Raw genomic sequence first — 21,398 nt, 5'->3', positions numbered from 1 at the left:
AAGCTAAGTAACATATTAGATGTATTCTTGAAATTTTTTAATGGAATGTGGTGGGGTGTTAAAGTGCCTAATTGTTTATAAAAACGGTTATTTTAGTTATTTAGTCACTTCTAACCCGATGCAAGCCTAAATAACTTGTGGAAAATCAGATAATTTATACAGTTACAACTCAGTTAATATCAGCATAATGAAGACACTTGACTATCTATTTAACTCACTGCATAATAGTGTGGCATATGAAAGCAAATTAGCATAGATGCACAGAATGCATAAATTAAATAATCTCTAATTATTGATTTAAGCTTAATCCTTCAAGGGTGTTCCAATACATTTTCGTTAACTTTTATACATTTTTAAGTATACAATATAAATGAGCATAATGCACTGTAACAGCATTGATTTTAGCTGTTTTAGGATAATTTTTTCAAAATCAACAGTGAAATTAACAAAATACCAACAGATAAGAGGTGTACATTTTTTATGAAGCATGTAAAAGGGCGTTTGGATGAAAGTATATTAGTTTGTGTTTACTACGGCTTAAATGGCGAACGTTTGATTCGTCGTGGTCATAAGATGGCCACAATGCTTGATTGCCCACTTTATATTCTTTCAGTCGATTCGCAACCCCTTGATGCATTTGACGCAGAGAAATCTAGTTATATAGAGCAATGGAAAAAGTTATCAGATGAGCTTGAGGTCGAAAAATTTATTTTGCAAGATAATGAAAAACGCCCCATACAAAAGGTTATTGCAGAGGTCGCAAAGAATTATAGCATTTCGCAAATTATCGTAGGGCAAAGCGCACAAAGCCGTTGGGAGGAAATCACTAAAGGCTCGTTCCTAAACGTACTGTTAAAGGAAGTTCCCTTTGTTGATTTTCATATCGTAGCTGTTCAACGCCCAACAGACGATGATGCAAATGAAACATATGAAAAAGGAGTACGTGCTTACTTAATTAAAGAACAGGAGAACTTTAAAGTAGCATTTACATGTCCTAAGTATGTATCGATTGAAGGTATATTCTTCAAAGAAATTGGCACAGATTTTGACAACGGCATCTTTAAATTTACTTACAACGATAAAATGCATGAAGTTCATATTTCAGAGGGCTATGTAATCGATCAGGAAAAATTGCCAGCAGAATTTTTAGCTCCATTAAGACAATAAAAAAAACGCGTAGATACGCGTTTTTTTTATGAGACAGCAGCTGAAGCAGGTTTATCCTTCGGTAAGAAGAAGGCAACTAGTAATAATAAAGGTAATAATGAAACAACAATCATTGTAAAATCAATGCCTTTATGATCCATTAAAACGCCGATAACCATTGCCCCTATTGCGCCCATACCAAAAGCAAATCCTGTTGTTAAACCAGCCATTGTGCCAATTTTTGTTGGGACTAACTCTTGTGCATAGACCACCGTTACGGAGAAGCTAATCATAATCAACGTACCAATAATAACTAAAAATATCATAGCCGCCCATAATGGTACATATGGCAATGCCAAACAAAATGGCATAGGGCCAACTACAGAAAGGATGATGACATTTTTCCTACCAATACGGTCTGATAAAGAGCCTCCGAAAAAGGTACCTACTACACCAAATGCCATGAATGTGAATATTAATATTTGCCCTAGTCGAAGGCTAACCTCATAGTGATCCATTAGATAAAACACATAAAAACTTGTTATATTTGTTGTATAAAATGATCGTGCAAAAATAATTGTAAATAATAATGTTAATGCCATTCCAACTTGTTTCTTTGTTAATGGAGGCAATGTTGAAACGAGTACACGCTTTTTCTTGGTTGTACGCTCCTGCTCCAATTGTTTTTTATACCATGTAGCAATTTTACTTAATAAAATAATACCAAACGTAGCAATGACTAATATGATCGCAGCCCCACGTTGTCCAAGAATATCAAAGATGTAAGCACTTATTAATGGTGCCAGTGCTTGCCCTGAATTTCCCCCCACTTGATAAATAGACTGCGCAAGTCCTCGTTTAGATCCAGCTGCCATAAAGGAAACCCTTGATCCCTCAGGGTGAAAGATAGCTGACCCAAAGCCTATAAATAATACTGCAATAATAATAATCCAATACTGCGTTGTGAACGCTATAATAGCAATCCCTATAAATGAACTAATCATACCGATAGGTAAAGCATAAGGCATTGGTTTTTTATCACTGATAAAGCCTACCGCAGGCTGCAATGCAGAAGCAAATATGTTTAATACAAAAGAAATCATTCCAATTTGTGTAAAGGTCAATCCTAATTCACTCTTAAATATCGGAAACATCGCTGGGATAACAGCTTGCATCGTATCATTGATAAGGTGAGCAACACCGATTGCAATCATAATTGGATAGATTGGATTTGTTACATTTAATTGTTTATTCATGTTGCCACCTCACTCTTATTTTGTTTAAACAGGATTGTCGCATACTATCGACCATTTTGCACAAGCTATAGTTCGACAGCTGTAAAAGGAGTTGATATATGCATGGAAAGCTTTATTCATGCTCACTTTTGGGAAATGATTCTACGCACAACACTTTCGTTTTTTGCCTTACTAATTTTGGCACGTATACTTGGGAAAAAACAACTAGGCCAGTTAACATTCTTCCACTATATTACAGGTATTACATTTGGTTCGATCGCTTCAGAAATTGCCTCTCAGGAAGAAACACCATTTTTAGATGGTTTGATTTCGCTCGTTTGGTGGAGTGCTTTAACGTATTTGATGACCGTTATTACGATTAAATCTAAAAAAGCTCGCGTTCTCGTTGATGATAAACCAACGATTGTTATTCAAAAGGGTCTTATATTAGAATCTGCATTGCAAAAAAACCGTCTTCATCTAGATGAGCTTACAATGATGCTACGTGAACAAGCCATTTTCTCCGTACAAGATGTTGAGTATGCCTTACTAGAAACGAATGGAAAGCTCAGTGTGCTACAAAAAACCTCTGAACAAGTGGCTACAAAGCAGGATGTTAAAGCAGATGTATCACCACCTACCTATCTTCCTACTGAAGTTATTTCTGATGGTCAACTTATTACTGAGAATATTGTTGAACTTGAGCTGACAGAAGACTGGGTATTAAAGAAATTGAAAAAGCAAAATGTGCATTCTGTAGAAGAAGTTTATTTTGCTCAAGTCCAAACAAATGGTTCCTTGTACATCAGCTTAAAAGATAAAGCGAGACATTCAAGCCCTTAATTGCTTGTCTAGTCTCGTTTTTTGTTAATCAATTTTGACAATATCTAAGGGCGTAATAATACCGAGTAATCTTTGATGTGGTTGACCATGCTCCGTTATTAATAATGCCTCAAAGCGTCTCCCTCTTTCGACTCCTTGTTTAAATATTTCCTCAGCCTCATAGATGGATATCGTTCTACTGACAAATTTGTAATTCACTCTATTTTTCTCATGCAATAAGATATCATGCAGTGTTGGTATTTTTTTCGGTAAATGATCGCCACCCATCTTTGACGCAAGCCAATTTGTGATTCCAACTGTTGTGATTAGCCCCTTAAACTGCTTATTATAATAAACAGGAAATTGTGTATATTTGCGCTGACGTATCACTTTTAAAACATGTCTTAAAGAATCATTTTCTTGAAAAATCAATACTCTTTTACGGAACATTTGCCCTACAAGCGTTGGCTTAGCAAGGGTAGCATCTATGTATTCAATTCGTTCTACAACATCAGTATGGGGCTCTGCAATCACATAATGTAATGATGTACGATGATGCACAATCGCATTTCGTAAGTCTGCATATGAGCGCAGATCATCTTCATATTTCTTCACCAAGACATCCTTTTTCTTCGCTTGATCAATCAGCCGATAAAAAGGCATAAAATCCTTAGCACCTACAATATCTCTCAGTCTATGATCTATTCGATTAAACGCTGTCAGGAAACGATCGGAATTTTCAGTTCCCACTTTTCATGTCCCTTCTTTCTATAGTAGTCTATATATTTTCCGAGTTATTTGACAAATTTCGAGTTACACACCCATTATATTCCTAAGTTATAGAGATTCCAAGGAAGTAGTTTTACAATCCCTCTTGAAAGTGACGTTACGTCATTTTATATAATGGCATGAAAGGAGGAGTGATTACTTTGCTTACGATTCACAATGTATCAAAACAAACTGGCATTTCTGTTCGAACATTACGTTACTATGAGGAGATCGGCTTGTTACTTCCTATAGCAAAGACTGAGGGAGGACATAGGATTTACGGAGAGAACGAGCTCAAAACGTTACAACAGATTGTATTTTTAAAGGCATTAGGCTTCAAGTTGAAAGAAATTCAGACACTTATCCATAATTCATGGAATTGGGAAGCAAGTTTAGACCATCAGTTAGCTTTTGTAGCAGAAGAGCAAAAGAAACTACAGCAGATGAAGAACACCATCCTTGGATTAAAGAATGCTTCGTCTATCGAAGGTGGGTTAACAGAGTCCCTTATCCAAAAGTACATTAAGCTTTCAAATCAAGAACGAGATAATAAGCAAGCCTTCCGCCAGCAGATTTTTGCAGCTACGGAAATAGAACTTTTCCGAAAATTACCCAATTTAAATCAAAATGATCCTAATTCTTTAGAGTGGATTGGTTTATTAGGTCAATTAAAGCAGCTTCATAAGGAAAGCCCTGAAGCCGATTCCGTGCAGTTTATTATTAAACGAATGATGGAAAAGGCCAAGGTAGAATATAACGGAAATGATGAATTTTTAGAGAAGATGTGGACGATAAGAAAATCTACTTATAAATCTGAACAAATAGGATTATATCCTTTAGAGGAAGAATTTCTACATTTTATAGAGCAGGCTTTTCATGTTTATGAAACAAAAAAACAGGCGTTAGGAAAGTCACAATCATGAACATAGAAATGTTGCTACTGATTGGCACCTTAGCTTTGTTAGACATGTTTAGTCCTTCTATAATTGGCGTATCCGTCTATATATTGCTTGTGGCTAAAAAAAAGCAGACCCGCCTTTTATCAACCTATTTAATGACTGTTGGGTTGTTTTACTTTAGTACTGGGATTTTTTTAATGTTAGGTCTAGGTGTCATATTCAGCCCTATTTCTAATTTACTAGATAGTTACTCAGCTCGATTAATCATGACCATTGTAGGAGGAGTTTTATTTATTGGCAGTTGGTTAGTACCAAAAAGAACGGCAAATGGATCACCTAAACCAAAATCTTTACATGTGAGCTCTATGGTAGCTTTAGGTTTCACAACTTCTATTTTAGAAGTTGCAACCGCTCTTCCTTATTTCGCGGCAATAGGTATTTTAACGAGTAATCAAATAGTGTTTTATGAATGGTTACCTTTATTGGCAGGATACAATTTAGTAATGATTGCACCAGGGATCATCCTACTATGCTTACATCTATTATTCCGCCGATTTATGAATAAACCTTTAAGAAAAATTCAAAAACTTTTTGATCAAAGAACAAGTTCGACCCTTTCTTGGATTATGTTCTTTGTGGGATTGATTTTACTTATAAATGGTAGGATGATTTAAAATAAAAAACGGTAAAAATCCATTATAAGTTGGTTTTTACCGTTTTCTCTTCAGATTTTTGTCATAGACGCATTTCTTTTCATCATCACGATACCAATGCCGATGCAGATAATTGTCAATGCTAGCGTAATGACTAAGCTCCACCAGTAATCTGATATCTCTATTGTTCCTCGAAATTTTGCAATTCCGTAGCTTGCTAGTTTCCACGGTGATATTGTCCAAAAGATTCCTATAATCATATCGATAATTTGCCCAACAAAGATCACTGTAAATGCACACGTTGTAGCAATAACTGTTTTAAAGCTGGCACTCATCATTAACGTAACAGCTATCACAAATAGCAACCAAATATAGTACGTAGAAAAGCTTACTAACAGTGCACTCACGTCCAACGTTCCATATAGAATAGTTGTATAATAGACACTTGCAGCAAACCCAGCTAAAATACTAACCAAACAAATGGTGCTCATAACAACAAATTTACCTAAAAAATATGCGCCAAATGAAATGGGCCGAGCATATAGTAATGTTGCCATACCATTAGCACGTTCCTTACTAATAGCTCCTACAAACGAAGCCATCATCACCAATAAGCCAATCGTTTGAAATTGCCCGATAGAAGCTTGAATTAAATCCAGTGGCATTAATTCTGGCATCAACATTTCAAAGCCCTCTGGTACATTCCCAACAGCATTTAAAATATCCATCATATAATAGTTTGTTAGTGGATCACTCATTCCAAGCAGAGCAAACACTAGAGGAATCCATAGAAACTTCCAACTCCTCCATGCTTCTCTAAATTCCTTTTGCAGAAGTACATTGAATCCTCTCATGCCTTTTTCGCCACCTTCATGAAAATTTCTTCCAAAGATGCTGTCTGTCGCTCTACCTTTCTAATTGTATAAGGACATTCACTTAACCGTTGAAGCAACATTTTCATCGTCGGCTCCTCATTCACGATCTCAATATACACATTACAACCTATTACATGATTAGACGGATTTGCAAAAAGCTTAGCTTCTTCTTCACTGCCAAATTCAATGACATAATTTTGCTCATCAAAACGTTGCCGTACTTCACGTAATGTGCCCTGCTCTACTAGTTTTCCATTTTGCAAGAATAATAGTTGATCTGTCATTTCTTCAGCATCATTTAAAATATGCGTTGAGTATAAAATAGTCGTCTCTTGCTGTAGTCCTTTTAATAAATCAAGTACTTCTCTACGGCCAACTGGATCTAATGCTGAAACAGGTTCGTCTAATAGCAGTAATTTAGGCTTATGCACTATTGCTTGGGAAATACCAAGTCGCTGCTTCATCCCACCTGAAAAAGAGGCTATTTTTTTATGTTGGGCATCCCCTAACCCTACAAATTCTAAGGTTTTTTGGGCTTCTAATTTAGCCTTTTTGGCTGCTACACCATTCAACTTTGCAGCCATTTCTGTAAACTCTAACGCAGTTAGCCAAGGATGAAATTGTGGATATTGTGGTAAAAAACCTATATTCGCACGTAAATCATTACCTAGCATCTTTACATTTCCAGCAGTCGGTTTCAAAAGTCCCGTTAACATAGATAAAGTGGTTGTCTTGCCAGCTCCATTCGGACCAATTAAAGCCGTAGAAGTTTTTTCCTCTAAGTTGAAATGAATAGCATCTACAACTTTGTGCTCTGCAAATTGCTTGGTCAAACCTGTAACTTGAAGTAAAGTTGTCATGACTGCTTTCTCCCCACTATAAAGTACGCAATTGACCCTAATAGATTAGCAAATAGAATGATAAACACCCAAAGAATTTTAGGGCCGTTTGTTGCATGAATTTTTCGTAAATCAATAAGTGCTACGATCATCAAAATAATTTGAACGATGATGAGCGGTGCTATAACTGCCCATGGAACTTTTGCTAATTCCTCCATCATACAGATCACCTCATTATTTGTTATACACTAACTATAACAACTTTGTTCTAATATGTATAGAACAAAGTATCTCTTACACCATAAAAAAAGATGTACCTTAATTAGTACATCTTCTCAATTATTTATAAAGTTTTTGCAGTGCGTCCTCCATTTTAGGGCGTATAGTTACTACTGGACGAGCTTTTTTGACAGCTGACTGTGCTGCTTCTAACGAATCAGCCATTCCCAACTCCATTAAGATAGCAGTAGCTGCAACACCTGCACGTCCACCCCCACTTCCACAGTGAACATATACTTTCTGCCCTGTCTCAAAGGCTATAGCAACTTCTTGCGCTACTTGTTGGATGGATGATGCTACCTCACTATCTTCATCTGCTATAGGCATATGTTTATAAGAATAAGGAACTGTTTCCTGCTCTTGAAGGGATAGCCCTTGAACACGAACATCTATCACAACATCAACGGATTCTTGTGTAAATGCAGCCTCTGCATCTTTTGCACCGCCAAAGAACAGTTGATCCTTTACTAAAACATCGTAGTTTTTCTCCATATTCTCCACGCCTCACATGTTTATTTTAGTAAATGCTTAATATCCTCATAATATGGTAGAGCCGTTAAAGCACCTGCTTTTGTTGCGGCAAAAGCGCCTAATTTGTTGCCAAAGCTTGTACAACGCACTAGTTCTGCTTTTGTTGTAGGTAAACCATTATAATGGACATCACGTAGGACACCTGCCATAAATGCATCTCCCGCACCTGTAGTATCCACAGGCACTACTTTCTCAGTCGGTACATGGATAACCTCACCATTAAGGACCGCATAAGTCCCGTTCTCTCCTACGGTAATTAAAATAATAGGCACTAAATAGCTATTTAATTGCTCGATACCTTCTTCTAAGCTACTTGTCTCTGTCAGGAAGAATAACTCATCATCCGTCACCTTTAAAATATCGACATCCTCGAAAAATGATGTAATCGTATCTCGACAAATTTCTTCACTGCTCCAACGTAAAGGACGGATATTTGCATCCATTGCAATAATCGCACCCTTGTCCTTAGCCATTTCTACTGCTGCTCGTGTTGTAGCAAGAGCTGTTGGATGGAACATTGTGCCTGAACACACCGTTAAAGCAGAGGCATGCTTAAAAGCTGCTTCATTTAGCTGTGATGGTTCAACTTGTAAATCGGGTGTTTCATCAACATAATCCTTAAAAATCCGCTCACATGCTTCTGTTAGATGCACATAAACACCACTTACTCGTTTTGCTGGATCAAATACGGCATAATCCAGTTTCACACCCTCTTGGGCAAGCCCATCTCTCACAAATTGCGAGCCCTCATCATCACCCGTAATTGTAATTAATGCGGAAGGCGCACCAATGCGGCTAATACCCGCTGCAACATTGACCGTTGCGCCACCCATATATTTAGTAAATGATGAGTTTGTTACATCATCAGCAATATAGTCAATAAAAGCATCTCCATAGACTAATATAAAATCCTTCTCTTGCTTTGTCATGATAGTCCTCCTGAAAGTCTAGTCATTATAGATTAACACGAAAATTGTCATTCTATAAAGGTTTTTACTTTTGGCATTTCTTTACGAGAGGATGGATAACTTGAGTCATCCCCTATCTTTGTTATACTTGCCTATAGAAAGGTAGGGATTATCAAAATGAGTATTACAATTCGACAAGCGCAACCACAAGATGCCCATGCTGTTGTGCCTTTAATTATCGACGCCATTGGCGATATTGCTAATCGGTTAACTGGTGAGCAATCAACGGAGGCTGTAATACAAGAGCTGACTGTTCTTTTTCAACAAGAAGACAATCGACATTCTTATTTAAATACTTTTGTCGCTACTGAAAGTGAACAGATTTTGGGGATTCTCGTTTATTATCACGGTCAACAAGCAGTTCATATGGATGCTAACCTTGTTAAATGGCTTGAAGCAAAAAATGCACCATCGATTGTTATTGACCAGGAAGCCCATGAAGACGAGGCTTACATTGATACAGTTTGTGTTGCACCAGCTGCACGTGGTAAAGGAATCGGAACATTGCTATTACAATTTGCCGAAGAGCTGACAAAGCAGCGTGGTTATACAAAATTATCATTAAATGTTGAAACCCAAAAAGAAGAAGCTCGCCGTCTTTATGAACGACTAGGCTTTGTTATTACGGAGCCTTGGTCAATTATTGATGAGCCATTTCACCATATGGTTAAACAGTTTTAGGAAGTGAATAACTAATATATGAAAAACAATTTGATTTACCCTCTTTTGATTGTTATTGCATCTAGTAGTTACGGGATCTTGTCGACTATTGTCAAAGTAGCTATGCAGCATGGCTTTACATCAGCAGAGGCTGTATCAAGCCAATATATTATTGGCTTTTTACTCGTAATATCCATCTTTATTTTTACTGACAGAAAATTACCAAGACCGTCCAAGAAGGGTTTACTTATTTTAATATGTGCGGGAATTTTTACAGGGACAACAGGTATCGTGTACGGAGAATCTTTAAAGTATCTTCCTGCTTCTCTTGCAGTAGTCATGTTATTCCAATTTACATGGATTGGTCTACTGATTGATTGTGCCCTCCATAAAAGATTACCAAGTAGACCTGAAGTTATTTCAATCGTCATCTTATTTATCGGAACGATTCTAGCTGCAGGTGTATTAAATGTAGATTTAAGTGACATTCCTATTCAAGGATGGCTATTCGGTTTTACAGCAGCCGTTACTTTTGCATGTTTTATTCAATTTAATTCTCGACCTGTCGAGGGCGTGACTACCACATCAAGGGTATTAATCGTTTCCTCTATAGCCCTTATTATGATCAGTATTTTCCTAAGCCCCGAGGTTATTTGGAACGGTAAACTATTCATGCAAGGCCTGTGGAAATATGGACTAGCACTAGGTCTTTTCGGTATCATTTTACCGATTTATCTATTTTCGATTGCTATCCCTAAAGTCGGTGGTGCGCTTGCTTCTATTTTAAGCGCCATTGAATTACCAGTGGCTGTTACTGTTTCCGTTATTGTTTTGCATGAACCTTTAACTGCTGTACAAATTATCGGGATTGTACTGGTGATTGCTGGCATGATGCTGCCAACTATTGTTGCACAACGTCAACAAAAGGATAGCTTATTAGAAGCACATTTATAAAACGACAAAAAACTCCCTAAAAATGGAATGATTCCTTTTTAAGGAGTTTTTTTGAACTTTAATGAAATGCCATTGCTTACCATTATGCACTTCGCTATGATGAATGCAAATGTAATTTTTTAATAATTCTAACATTAATGTTCCCCTTCGGTATTATACTGCAATATGCAAGTAACTTACTTTAAGAAAGGGGAAGTTGATGAAAAAAGCCTATATTCTTGGTTTTTTCCTTATGTTAATGCTTGTCGTTTTAGCTGCTTGTAATGGCAAAGATCAGCAAAATTCTACAAATGATGCAGCAAATAATGACGAGGCATCGAATGGTAAACAAACAGAAGTAGCAACAACATCGCCTTCAGGCAAGCTAGTAATTTACACTGGACGTGACGAAGAAATGGTACAAAATGTGATCGATCAGTTTAATGAAAAATATCCAGACATTGAAGTAGAATTTCTAACAATGGGTGCTCAACAGATTTTAGAACGTCTTCGTGGAGAGAAAGCCAATCCTCAAGCAGATTTTTGGTGGGGCGGAACGCAATCCGCACTCATTGTTGGCGCCAATGAAGACTTACTACATGCTTGGCAGCCGAGCTTTATTGACGCTATTGATACCGCACACAAAGATGTAGATGGACGTTGGTTCGGCGAGATGCTGTTACCTGAAGTAATTATGATTAATAGTGATTTACTAACAAAACAAACTGGTCCACAGGACTGGGATGACTTATTAGATCCTAAATGGAAGGATCAAATTTTAATCAGAGGTGTACTGGCGTCAGGCACAATGCGTACGATTTATTCTTCCATGATTGTACGACAAGGTGCGGATTCACCTGATAAAGGATACGAGTGGTTACTACAATTAGATGCCAATACAAAGGAATACACACAAGACCCTAATGCTTTGTATTTAAAACTAGCACGTCAAGAAGGCAGTATCTCCCTATGGAATCTACAAGATATTTTGTTAAAAAAATATACGACAGATTATCCTTTTGATTATATTTATCCTAAAAGTGGTGCACCTATTTTAGTAGACGGTGTAGCAGTTGTAAACAATGCGAAGAACCTAGAAAATGCGAAAATTTTTGTAGAGTTTTTATTTGAAAAAGAGATGGTAACACAATTAGCTAATGATTATTATCAAATTCCTACACGTTCAGATATCGACAAAGGCTCCATGCCAGAATGGTATCAGGAATTAGATTTAAAAACATTTGATATTGATTGGCAGCTAATGTCTGACAAAGAAGCAGAATGGATGGAATACTGGGATAACAATATTAAAGGGCGCGGTAAATAGTAGAACGGGTAAAAATTCGGCTTATACAGCGAATTTTTACCTTCCTGTATCATCTAGATTCTTTGTTAGAGAGGAGCTAATGATTGAGAAGTGTCAGAATCGAAAATGTCTCGAAGCAATTTGGTCAAGTGTATAGCGTGAAGGACTTAAATCTTGAAATAAAAGCTGGTGAATTTTTTACCTTTCTGGGTCCTAGCGGCTGTGGCAAAACAACCACTTTAAGGATGCTTGCAGGCTTTTATTACCCTACTAAAGGCAAAATTCTTTTTGATGATCGAGATGTCACTCGACTTCAGCCCAATAAGCGCAATATCGGCATGGTATTCCAAAATTATGCCCTTTTCCCCCATATGACGGTTGATGAGAATATTGCATTTGGTTTACAAGTTCGAAAATTTTCAAAAGCTGAGATTCAGCACAAGGTGGATCGAATTAGAGGTCAAGTACATCTTGCTGCTTACGGCAACAGAAAAATAAATGAGCTATCTGGTGGGCAACAGCAGCGTGTTGCTTTAGCTAGGGCACTCGTGATAGAGCCAGATATTTTATTGCTTGATGAACCTCTATCCAATCTAGATGCAAAATTGCGTGAGGAAACACGTATTGAAATCAAACGAATCCAATCTGAGCTTGGAGTCACAACGATATACGTTACTCACGATCAAATGGAAGCCATGTCTATGTCGGATCGAATTATGGTTATGGAAAATGGCTATATCAAACAAATTGGTACTCCTCAGGAAATTTATCATCAACCCAAGGATCGTTTTGTGGCAAATTTTATTGGTGAAACTAATTTAATTGAATGCTCAATCCAAGCTATTGATGGGGAAAATGTACAAGTACGAACAGTGAATGGACATAATTTAATTGGGCGAAAGCAACAAAGCTCTCCCTCTTTAACGCATATGATTGGAGACAAAGTATTTATTTCTATTCGTCCAGAATCGATTCAACTTGGTACTGGTGAAAACACATTAACAGGAAAAATTACATTTGTTGAATTCACAGGTATTAGCGTTAATTACATTGTAGATTTTACTGCGTTCTCACTTAAAGTAATGCTGATTAATTCTTATGACCAAATCAAAAAGATCGGTGAAGATATTACAATCCATATGGCACAAGATTCACTGTACTTTTTAGGGGAATAGGAGGAAGCCAATATGGGGAAACAGTCTGAAAGTACGTGGACGCGAATTTTGCATGCCAATTGGTTTGTCTATGTTTTAATATCGCCATTATTTTTAGTGTTATTCGCCTATGTGGTTTATCCCTTCTATCAAACTTTCATCCAAAGCTTTGCTGGTGATGAAGCATTCTTTCACTATAAGAAATTTTTTGATATAGCTAGTCCAGCAAATTTAGAGGCCTTGTGGACCAGTATTTGTATTTCATTTATCAGCGTTATTTGCTGTGCACTTGTTGGGGTAACAATGGCCTTTTTACTAGAACGCTATAATTTCCCTGGGAGACGGATATTGTCTGTTTTAGTTTTGGTTCCAATGGCACTTCCTCCTCTAGTAGGTGTTTTGTCCTTTTCATTTTTATATGGCGATAGCGGGATTTTCCCACGAATTTTTCAGCATCTATTTGGGTTGGATCACGTTCCTTTTGCCTTGAAGGGAATATGGGGCGTCATCGTTGTTCATACATTCACAATGTATACGTACTTCTATTTGACTGCCTCTGCTGCTATTAAGGGGCTTGATCCTGCTCTTGAAGAGGCAGCTACTAGTCTGGGTGCAGGGCGTATTCGCGTATGGACAAAGGTTATTTTACCGATGCTCACACCTTCTATTGTCGCCTCATCCTTATTGGTGTTTATGATTTCTATGGCTTCTTATACTGCACCTTTGATGTTTGGTGTGGAGCGTACTATGACGATGCAAATTTATTTATCACGTACAAATGGGAATCTTGAGATGGCGGCAACACAGTCGATGATATTATCTTTTGTGTCTATCACTTTTTTAATCATTATGCGTTGGTATCAAAATCGCAGAAATTATCAAAATCTGAGTAAGGGAATTAGTGTTCATCGATCAGAGGTATCCTCAAAAAAGGTAAAAATTATAGCAACCATTGCTTCTTTTGTTGGCACATTAATATTGATACTGCCTATTTTAGTGTTGATATTGATCTCTTTTTCTGTGGATGGAGCTTGGAAAACGCAAATTCTCCCGACCGATTATACAATCGATCATTATATTGCCCTTTTTACCGATGAACGCACATGGCGACCTATTTGGAACTCCATTCAAATGGGTGTCATTGCAACACTGGGCAATATCATCTTTGGAGTCGCGGCAGCTTATGCTATGGTGCGCTTAAATTTTAAAGGGAAAACCTTGCTCGATATTTTGATAATGGTACCTTGGGCTTTGCCAGGAACAGTTGTTGCTGTTAATTTAATTGCAGCCTTTAGTACAGAAAGTATCTTTAGTTTTAATCAAGTATTGATCGGGACATTTTGGATTTTGCCATTAGCCTACTTTATTCGACATTTACCACTTGTTTTTCGATCAACATCCGCCTCTCTTGTACAGCTAGATCAATCAATTGAAGAGGCATCACGTGGCTTAGGGGCCAACTGGTGGTATACATTTAGACGTATTGTCGTGCCTTTAACATTCACCGGGATTTTAGCAGGGACACTCTTAGCCCTCGTGCAAAGCTTTGGTGAATTTGTTGCATCCATTCTAATTTACAGTACATCCACTATTCCATTGTCTGTAGCGATATTCCAAAAATTATATGCATTTAAATTTGGGACCGCCTGTGCTTATGGTGTCTTACAAATTTGTTTAATTTTAGTTGTCCTTATTATTTCTGAAAAACTATCAAAAGGCAGTGCTGGTACAGCCATCTAACTGCCAATCTATTAGGGGGCCTTGACAATGTTTGAAGATTTTCGCAATAAAACACAGCTGGAAGATGGGATGATATTCCCTTCTAACATCTATCGAAAAATCGTTTTACAGCCAGCTTATGATGAGGCAAAGAAAAATTTTTTAACAATTATGCTACAAATCAATATTGCTCATTTAAAAATGTTAGAAGAACAAGGACTTGTAAAAAAAGATGAAGCAAAGCAAATTGGGATAGCTCTAAAAAAAATTGACTTAAATTATTATCGTTTAGAGGATTACAGTCCCCAATATGAGGATTTATTTTTCCGCATTGAAAATAAATTAATAGAGCTTGCTGGTGATGTTGCTGGAAATCTTCACATTGGCAGAAGCCGAAATGATATGGGTATCGCCATCTATCGAATGACATTAAGAAAAAAATTATTATTATTAATGCGCGAGTTACTAACATTACGTGATGATTTAATCGCTGCTGCAGAGGAACATATCGATACCATTATGATTGGCTACACACATACACAGCAGGCCCAGCCTACAACCTTCGCCCATTATTTAAAGGCCGTCATCGACCAGCTAGAACGTGATTTTGAACGAATGCAGCATGTCTATAAAACGGTCAATCGTAGCAGTATGGGAGCCGCTGCCTTAACAACGACAGGCTTTAATATTAGTAGAGAACGTATGCGTGACCTACTTGCCTTTGATGATATTATCGAAAATGCATGGGATGCAGTTGCAGGAGCAGATTATATAGCCGAGGCTGCAAGTATTGTACAACTTGCTGCACTCAATCTTGGCCGTACTTCTCAAGATTTTTTATTATGGGCTACTCAGGAGTTTAATGCGTTTACACTCGCAAGTCCATATGTGCAAATAAGCTCTATTATGCCTCAAAAGCGTAATCCTGTTTCTATAGAACATACACGCTCATTACTATCTGCGGTTGTAGGAGATGCAAGTACAGTATTACAGATGGTACATAATACACCTTTTGGAGATATCGTAGACACTGAGGATGATATGCAGCCTTATTTATGGCGTGCCATTGACCGCTTAATTGGTATTTACAAGTTGTTTGGTTCGCTTGTTGTTACAATGGATGTCAATAAGAAGAAGTTAAAAAGTCGCGCTGAAAATAGCTTTGCGAATGTCACTGAGCTAGCTGATACATTAGTCCGTTCAGAGGGAATTTCCTTCCGTCAAGCACATAGTATTGTTAGTAAATGTATTAAGGTTCTACTTGCTCATGGAGAGGAATCATTAGCTAGTCTTACATGGGGACTTGCTAATACACAATCGAAATTGATCACGGGCAAGGAATTAACTATTTCAGAAGAGGATTTTTATAAGACGTTAAGGCCAGAATCCTTTGTTGGTGTGCGAACATTACTAGGTGGTCCCGCTCCAGCCACTATGAAGGCTGCTCTTGAACGTTCCAAACTGAACGCCCATGATTTTTATGAATGGATTCGCTTAAAGGAAAGTTCCATTATTGAAGCAGAAAAAGAACTAACAGCCTTTCTAGAGGAATGGAATCAATGAAGCAATGGTTATTAATTATTGATGGTGGGGCGACAAAAACAGCATGTGCAGTTGTTCATGCTGAATCTGGTGACATTGAGTATTCTACATCCGCTAAAGGCTCTAATTATCAAGCCATTGGTGTTGAATCGGCTACGGCAATATTACAAGAGCTTTTAGCAAATGTTGAAAGATTTTTGCGAAAGTATCCTAATTCTCAAATTGCTGTAGCTACCTTTGCTTTAGCTGGCATTGATTCTCCGAAGGATCATGCAGCCGTCGTGACTATTGTTCAAAATGCTCTTAAGATCACACAGCTACAAATAGACACAATGATTATTGAAAATGATGCAGAGGCCACACTATTAGGTGTGACTGCTGGACAGGCAGGTGCACTGCTCATTGCTGGAACAGGAGCTATTGCCTATGCCTTTGATGGGCAGCGGATTGTACGTGCAGGGGGCTGGGGACATCGGGCTGGCGATGAGGGAAGTGGGTATTGGTTAGGGCAGGAAGTCGTAAGAGCTATATTTAAAATGGAGGATGGTCGTGGGAAACCAACAATCTTAAAGGAAGCTGTCTATCAGTCTTTAGGTATACAAGATGTTACAGAGCTTGCCGAATGGCTATTCCAACCTTCCTATACAAATGCACAACTGGCCAAGATAGGCTCTTTTGTGGCAAGAGCAGTCGAGCAAGAAGATGCTTGTGCCATCGCAATATCTCAACAAGCTGCCCATGAACTAGTCCTTCTAGCAAGCGCTGTATTGAAAAATATTGACTATCAGAATGAACCATTTACTTTTTATTGTAATGGTGGTGCCATCAAGCATAATCCACTCATTTTAAAGATCTTTACAGAGGAAATAACCTTCATGTATCCTCAAGTGGACATTACCCTTTGTCAGCACCAGCCTATTACTTATTTAATTGAACGAACAAAAAGGGCATATGACTGTTTATAAGTCATTGCCCTTTTCTTGCTTTTAAAGTGCCAGTCTCTTCAATTCTTTCGTCGTAAAATAGAGATAGCCATCCTTTATAAATAAATCCTTCGAATCCTCCCTATTTAGTACCTCTTCTCCACTACCATCTGGACGAATCTTTGTTAAATACGCCCCTCGGGAATAATTACTAAAGTAGAGCCAACCATCCGAATAAACGATATATTGCGCCCGGGAATTTGTGACACGTTTCGTCTTACCAGTTTTCATATCTAGTACATATAGCTTATTGTCATCTGCAATATTACTATAAAACAATTGGTCTCCAACCTGTGCTGGGAAGTCTATATCATGATAATAACTATACAGTGTGCTTGTTGCTTTTGGATAGTCTTCAGCAATCCACGAGTGATCCTTCGCCATTGTACGGTCATCTACTAAAAAGTATTGGTAGCGTATTGCACCCTTACGATCAGGTACTGGATCATTCCATGTCGTATCGAGATGATACCACTGTCCATCCAACTTGACTAGATTCCACGCATGTCCCTCTTGACCTACATAGCCCACAATATATTTTGTTTCAATACCCAATTTTTGAAGCATAGAGTGAGCAAGTAAAGCATAGCCCTGGCATACTCCCCCGTGCTCAGCAAGAACGGTATAAGCGCTGTGTGGGCTAGAGTTCGTTTGTTCTGTATAGGAAGTATTGGCAACAATATAGTCATTGACAGCTCGTACCTTTTCTACATCCGTCATAGATTTTTTACTAATCCTAGCAATAATTTCTTGAACATTCATCTCTACATATGCCGCCTGCTCTGGCGTCATTAAATAGCTCTGTTCTCCAAAAATAGTTGCTTTATTTCGCCCATATTCATATCGAATTGAATGTTTACTTACATGGCCGTAAATATAGTCATCGCGTTTGATAGCATTGTTATAGGCCTCTTCTACAATTTGTTCAATTCTCTGTGTATTCCCTTTATATTGAATTTCAAACTTTGGTGAAAAGCTATTATAATACGCATACATCGCATCAGCCAGTTCCTTGGCATTTGTCACGACTAACTTTGTTTCAGGTTTCTGAATAGGTGGAGCTGTAGGGGCTACCTCCACTTCATGTACATCTTCTATAGGTAGGGCTGTTTCTATTGAGGCATTATCTGAAAGTCTTGCAGTAACATCTACGATCTTCTCCTTTGTTGAAAGTAGCATCGTTTCTATTTCATCATTATTTGTCCAATCGACCATCTGCTGAATAACTGCCTTACCAGCTGTATAAATAGGATCAATAAAAATAATAATAATGGCAATTATAGCTAATTTCTTCCACAAACTCCTCACCTCCAACCGTCTTCCTTACATTATATACAAAAAAAGCACAAAGAACTCACTTAAGGGTCCATTTGTGCTTGTTAATATTTGTTTGTTGACTTAATTAATTTTAAGTTTATGTTCTTTTGTTTGGACATTATACAGTAAATAATTGTCACTAACCTTTAAATTTGTTACTGGCTGCTTCACTAACACCTCAGCTTTTAACGTTTTTAAATCTAGCTTTGTCAAATACCCACCGTTACTGTAATCACTATAATATAGGTTTTGATTAGTCCCTGTAATATACAACGACCGTTTATCTAATACCTTTGACTTACTACCACTAGTCATATCAAGCTTATACAGTTTATCGTTATCTGCAGTATTACTAAAATAAACAATATTATTTAACTGATGTGCGAAATGGACATTAAGCATATAACTGTATTTAGTGCTTGTAGCAGTAGGATAATTTCCTTTAATCCAAGTATGGTCTTTGCTAATTTGATTGTCCGACACTAAAAAATAGTCATAGGACGCCGCACCAACGCGATTTGGCAAAGGATCGTTCCACGTTGTATCCAAATGATACCATTCCCCATCAACCTTTACTAAATTCCAAGCATGTGCCTCATTCCCATTTACAAAGCCTACAACATATTTTGTCTCTATCCCAGATTGCTCTAACATAGCATGTGCTGCCAATGCATAACCTTGGCATACAGCTTGTCCTTCAAAAAACAAAGCATAAGCACTATGTGGACTTGCCTTAGTTTTAGTTCCGTACATAGTATTGGATACAATATAATCGTTAATAGCTTTTACTTTTTGAAAATCTGTCATAGAAGGTTTGATAATATTTTTCAGAATTAGATTAATCTTTTTTTGTACAGCTGCTTCTTGAGTTTGACTTGTCAGGTACTTCATTTTATACGTTACATTCCCTAGAGAATCTGCGGAAACCATGGTACTTTCTATATGTCCACTTGCATAAACGGCTTGTTGCTTAGCTTTTTCAAGTGCGTCCATCATTTCTTTTTTTAGGTCGCCTATTTTGCCTGTATACTTAATTTTTATATCGGTCTCAAAGTTTTGTATTTGCTTTGCAAGTTCTTCTGTTAATTGATCCCAACTTGCTACTGTTGAGTTAGCTACCATAGGATAAATTGGGGAGGTATTTTCTGTTTGTTTTGCATAGACCGCAGTTGGACTTAACATCAATAAAGCCGCACCACATAACAATAATTTTTTCATCACTCATCACCTTCCCTTTGATTCTTTCTTTACTATTTAGCATAGCAAATAATGTACCTACTAAGCTATCATACAAGTTCACTAACTAAGACTTTTAACTAAAAATATATTAAATTTTATATAATATAAAATACCTACTAATAAAATATAATTAGCGAATATAACTATTTTTTTGCAAAATAATAAAACTCACCTAATTAATAGTGAGTTTTATTTCGATTTAGATTCTGTAATTGTTCAGGCGTTTAGTAAATTATCTACTTTTCACCACTAAATTAACTGCTTCCTGAATGGCTTCGTTCATTTTTTCACCATCCCCTTCAGCATTCTGTACACATTCCAATAGGTTCGTACTAACAATAACCCCAACTGTACGGTCTACAGCAGAGCGTACTGCTGATAATTGTGTAATGACTGCCTTACAGTCTTTTTCCTCTTCCATCATTTTCAAAATGCCACGTAGCTGTCCTTCCATCCGTTTCACACGATTTTTCACTTGATCTGAATATTCCATATACATTGCTCCTTCTCTTATACTCGCTACGCTCTAATGAGTGATCGTTATTCTTTATCCTAGCTCATTATTTTAAATTTAAACCTAGCCATTACTATTCCTTGGTTTTAGATAATTGATGAGCATTCTCGTAATAATGGTACCAGCGTTTGTTATTTCATCGTACTGAATTATTGAATTCTTCTTTATACGTAATTGCCCAATTTCTACCTCGAAAACTGGACACTTTCTTTTAAGTGCAGCAATCAACATGTTTGTATCATAATCATAGCGTTCACCTTTTACTTTCATTAACCAAGGCAACTCATTGATGGAAATATAACGTAAACCTGTTTGTGTATCCATTAATTTCTTATGATACAGTATCTCGAAAAATAAGCTTGTTGCACGATTTCCCCAGTAAGAAAGAAATGTACTATCAGTTGAACGAAAGTTACGCACACCTAGCACAATCCCTTCAGAAAACACCTTTGTCATGGTTAAAACAAGCTTAACATCTTGTAAAGTATGTTGCCCATGAGCCCCAACTGTAAGGATACCATGGCACCTTGCTTGTTGTTCTCGTATATATGCAAAGGCGGTCTTAAGTGCGCCACCCTTACCAATATTGCAATCATGCTGTAGTACTTGGCAGCGTTCAATTTTATCTAGGTTTTCAAAAATATCTTTATATTTTTGATCACTCCCATCATTGACAATGATGATTTGTGTAATAGTCGTTGCTAATAATTGATGTACATAGGTAATGAGTGATTGTTGTGGATTATATGCTGGTATAATAGCTGCAATATTTTTCATTTCGATCCCCCACCTAAAGGCTGACAGGTTCTCCGTAGCTACGAATCTCCCTTATATCAAATAGTATCATGTAACACCAACAATTCAACTGATCAATCCCATTAAAACATATCAATAATATCGATTTTTCTCCGATATATGAACAAAGAGATGAAGAGGCGCTTTGTAAAAAGGGTTAAAAGTAAAATGTTTGCAATAAAAGCCGAGGTAATTAACTGAAAGAGGTGAGTACTTTCGTC

Annotated in this window: 22 protein-coding genes; 11 read left to right on the top strand and 11 right to left on the bottom strand. The window is 37.3% G+C overall.

Features of this window, described 5'->3' with window-relative positions:
• The first annotated feature begins 480 nt into the window (after positions 1–480).
• Complete coding sequence (locus NP781_RS23470) at positions 481–1,167, top strand: adenine nucleotide alpha hydrolase family protein (RefSeq protein WP_036075307.1); 687 nt, start codon at positions 481–483, stop codon at positions 1,165–1,167.
• A 26-nt stretch (positions 1,168–1,193) separates the two neighbouring features.
• On the opposite strand, the gene NP781_RS23465 is transcribed toward NP781_RS23470, so the two are convergent.
• Positions 1,194–2,402 carry an MFS transporter gene (locus tag NP781_RS23465; protein WP_257520928.1) on the bottom strand — a complete coding sequence of 403 codons (1,209 nt, stop codon included), beginning with the start codon at positions 2,400–2,402 and terminating at the stop codon, positions 1,194–1,196.
• Positions 2,403–2,504: 102 nt separating this feature from the next.
• Here NP781_RS23465 and NP781_RS23460 point away from each other — a divergent pair, with 102 nt between their 5' ends.
• The gene (locus tag NP781_RS23460) at positions 2,505–3,224 is read left to right on the top strand and encodes a YetF domain-containing protein (protein WP_202342701.1); all 720 of its coding nucleotides are present in this window, start codon (positions 2,505–2,507) and stop codon (positions 3,222–3,224) included.
• A 24-nt stretch (positions 3,225–3,248) separates the two neighbouring features.
• Here the strand turns inward: NP781_RS23460 and NP781_RS23455 are convergent, their stop codons facing one another.
• Positions 3,249–3,953 (bottom strand): CBS domain-containing protein, encoded by a 705-nt coding sequence (locus NP781_RS23455; RefSeq protein WP_221681335.1) that lies wholly within the window; start codon positions 3,951–3,953, stop codon positions 3,249–3,251.
• A 170-nt stretch (positions 3,954–4,123) separates the two neighbouring features.
• Between NP781_RS23455 and NP781_RS23450 the strand changes: the two genes are divergently transcribed.
• Positions 4,124–4,894, top strand: coding sequence for a MerR family transcriptional regulator (locus tag NP781_RS23450; RefSeq protein WP_373880531.1), 771 nt, complete (start codon positions 4,124–4,126; stop codon positions 4,892–4,894).
• Positions 4,891–5,544, top strand: a complete 654-nt coding sequence (locus NP781_RS23445; RefSeq protein ID WP_257520926.1) for a GAP family protein — start codon at positions 4,891–4,893, stop codon at positions 5,542–5,544. The genes NP781_RS23450 and NP781_RS23445 overlap by 4 nt, the downstream gene beginning before the upstream one ends.
• A gap of 50 nt (positions 5,545–5,594) precedes the next feature.
• Here the strand turns inward: NP781_RS23445 and NP781_RS23440 are convergent, their stop codons facing one another.
• The 5 genes from NP781_RS23440 to NP781_RS23420 form a co-directional block, all read right to left on the bottom strand.
• Positions 5,595–6,377, bottom strand: a complete 783-nt coding sequence (locus NP781_RS23440) for an ABC transporter permease (protein WP_221681332.1) — start codon at positions 6,375–6,377, stop codon at positions 5,595–5,597.
• Complete coding sequence (locus NP781_RS23435; protein WP_221681331.1) at positions 6,374–7,258, bottom strand: ABC transporter ATP-binding protein; 885 nt, start codon at positions 7,256–7,258, stop codon at positions 6,374–6,376. The genes NP781_RS23440 and NP781_RS23435 overlap by 4 nt, the downstream gene beginning before the upstream one ends.
• Positions 7,255–7,458 carry a PLDc N-terminal domain-containing protein gene (locus NP781_RS23430; protein ID WP_004233126.1) on the bottom strand — a complete coding sequence of 68 codons (204 nt, stop codon included), beginning with the start codon at positions 7,456–7,458 and terminating at the stop codon, positions 7,255–7,257. Before NP781_RS23430 ends, NP781_RS23435 begins: the two co-directional genes overlap by 4 nt.
• Positions 7,459–7,576: 118 nt before the next feature.
• Positions 7,577–8,008, bottom strand: coding sequence for a protein-tyrosine phosphatase family protein (locus NP781_RS23425; RefSeq protein WP_257520925.1), 432 nt, complete (start codon positions 8,006–8,008; stop codon positions 7,577–7,579).
• Between the two features lie 20 nt (positions 8,009–8,028).
• On the bottom strand, positions 8,029–8,976 hold the full coding sequence (locus NP781_RS23420) for a carbohydrate kinase family protein (RefSeq protein WP_257520924.1): 948 nt from the start codon (positions 8,974–8,976) through the stop codon (positions 8,029–8,031).
• 156 nt (positions 8,977–9,132) lie between these two features.
• Here NP781_RS23420 and NP781_RS23415 point away from each other — a divergent pair, with 156 nt between their 5' ends.
• The 7 genes from NP781_RS23415 (at position 9,133) to NP781_RS23385 (ending at position 17,294) form a co-directional block, all read left to right on the top strand.
• Positions 9,133–9,696 (top strand): GNAT family N-acetyltransferase, encoded by a 564-nt coding sequence (locus NP781_RS23415; RefSeq protein ID WP_202342698.1) that lies wholly within the window; start codon positions 9,133–9,135, stop codon positions 9,694–9,696.
• A gap of 18 nt (positions 9,697–9,714) precedes the next feature.
• The gene (locus tag NP781_RS23410; RefSeq protein WP_221681327.1) at positions 9,715–10,629 is read left to right on the top strand and encodes an EamA family transporter; all 915 of its coding nucleotides are present in this window, start codon (positions 9,715–9,717) and stop codon (positions 10,627–10,629) included.
• A 199-nt stretch (positions 10,630–10,828) separates the two neighbouring features.
• Positions 10,829–11,935 carry an extracellular solute-binding protein gene (locus NP781_RS23405; protein ID WP_257520923.1) on the top strand — a complete coding sequence of 369 codons (1,107 nt, stop codon included), beginning with the start codon at positions 10,829–10,831 and terminating at the stop codon, positions 11,933–11,935.
• 83 nt (positions 11,936–12,018) lie between these two features.
• Positions 12,019–13,089 (top strand): ABC transporter ATP-binding protein, encoded by a 1,071-nt coding sequence (locus NP781_RS23400; RefSeq protein WP_009371494.1) that lies wholly within the window; start codon positions 12,019–12,021, stop codon positions 13,087–13,089.
• 12 nt (positions 13,090–13,101) lie between these two features.
• The gene (locus NP781_RS23395; protein WP_257520922.1) at positions 13,102–14,808 is read left to right on the top strand and encodes an ABC transporter permease; all 1,707 of its coding nucleotides are present in this window, start codon (positions 13,102–13,104) and stop codon (positions 14,806–14,808) included.
• A gap of 27 nt (positions 14,809–14,835) precedes the next feature.
• Positions 14,836–16,350, top strand: a complete 1,515-nt coding sequence (gene argH, locus NP781_RS23390; RefSeq protein ID WP_221681324.1) for an argininosuccinate lyase — start codon at positions 14,836–14,838, stop codon at positions 16,348–16,350.
• Entirely contained in the window at positions 16,347–17,294 is a 948-nt protein-coding gene (locus tag NP781_RS23385) for an N-acetylglucosamine kinase (RefSeq protein WP_257520921.1), read from the top strand. The genes argH and NP781_RS23385 overlap by 4 nt, the downstream gene beginning before the upstream one ends.
• Positions 17,295–17,315: 21 nt before the next feature.
• Here NP781_RS23385 and NP781_RS23380 read toward each other — a convergent pair whose 3' ends face one another.
• From NP781_RS23380 to NP781_RS23365, 4 genes are all read right to left on the bottom strand, one after another.
• Complete coding sequence (locus NP781_RS23380) at positions 17,316–18,620, bottom strand: transglutaminase domain-containing protein (RefSeq protein ID WP_257520920.1); 1,305 nt, start codon at positions 18,618–18,620, stop codon at positions 17,316–17,318.
• A 90-nt stretch (positions 18,621–18,710) separates the two neighbouring features.
• The gene (locus NP781_RS23375) at positions 18,711–19,847 is read right to left on the bottom strand and encodes a transglutaminase domain-containing protein (protein ID WP_221681321.1); all 1,137 of its coding nucleotides are present in this window, start codon (positions 19,845–19,847) and stop codon (positions 18,711–18,713) included.
• A 253-nt stretch (positions 19,848–20,100) separates the two neighbouring features.
• Positions 20,101–20,361, bottom strand: coding sequence for a metal-sensitive transcriptional regulator (locus tag NP781_RS23370; RefSeq protein WP_004233098.1), 261 nt, complete (start codon positions 20,359–20,361; stop codon positions 20,101–20,103).
• 84 nt (positions 20,362–20,445) lie between these two features.
• Positions 20,446–21,159 (bottom strand): glycosyltransferase family 2 protein, encoded by a 714-nt coding sequence (locus NP781_RS23365; RefSeq protein WP_004233095.1) that lies wholly within the window; start codon positions 21,157–21,159, stop codon positions 20,446–20,448.
• Positions 21,160–21,398 lie beyond the last annotated feature (239 nt).

Source organism: Lysinibacillus sp. FN11 (assembly GCF_024628845.1).
Classification (GTDB): Bacteria; Bacillota; Bacilli; order Bacillales_A; family Planococcaceae; genus Lysinibacillus; species Lysinibacillus capsici.
This window is presented reverse-complemented; position numbering and strand designations above follow the sequence as displayed.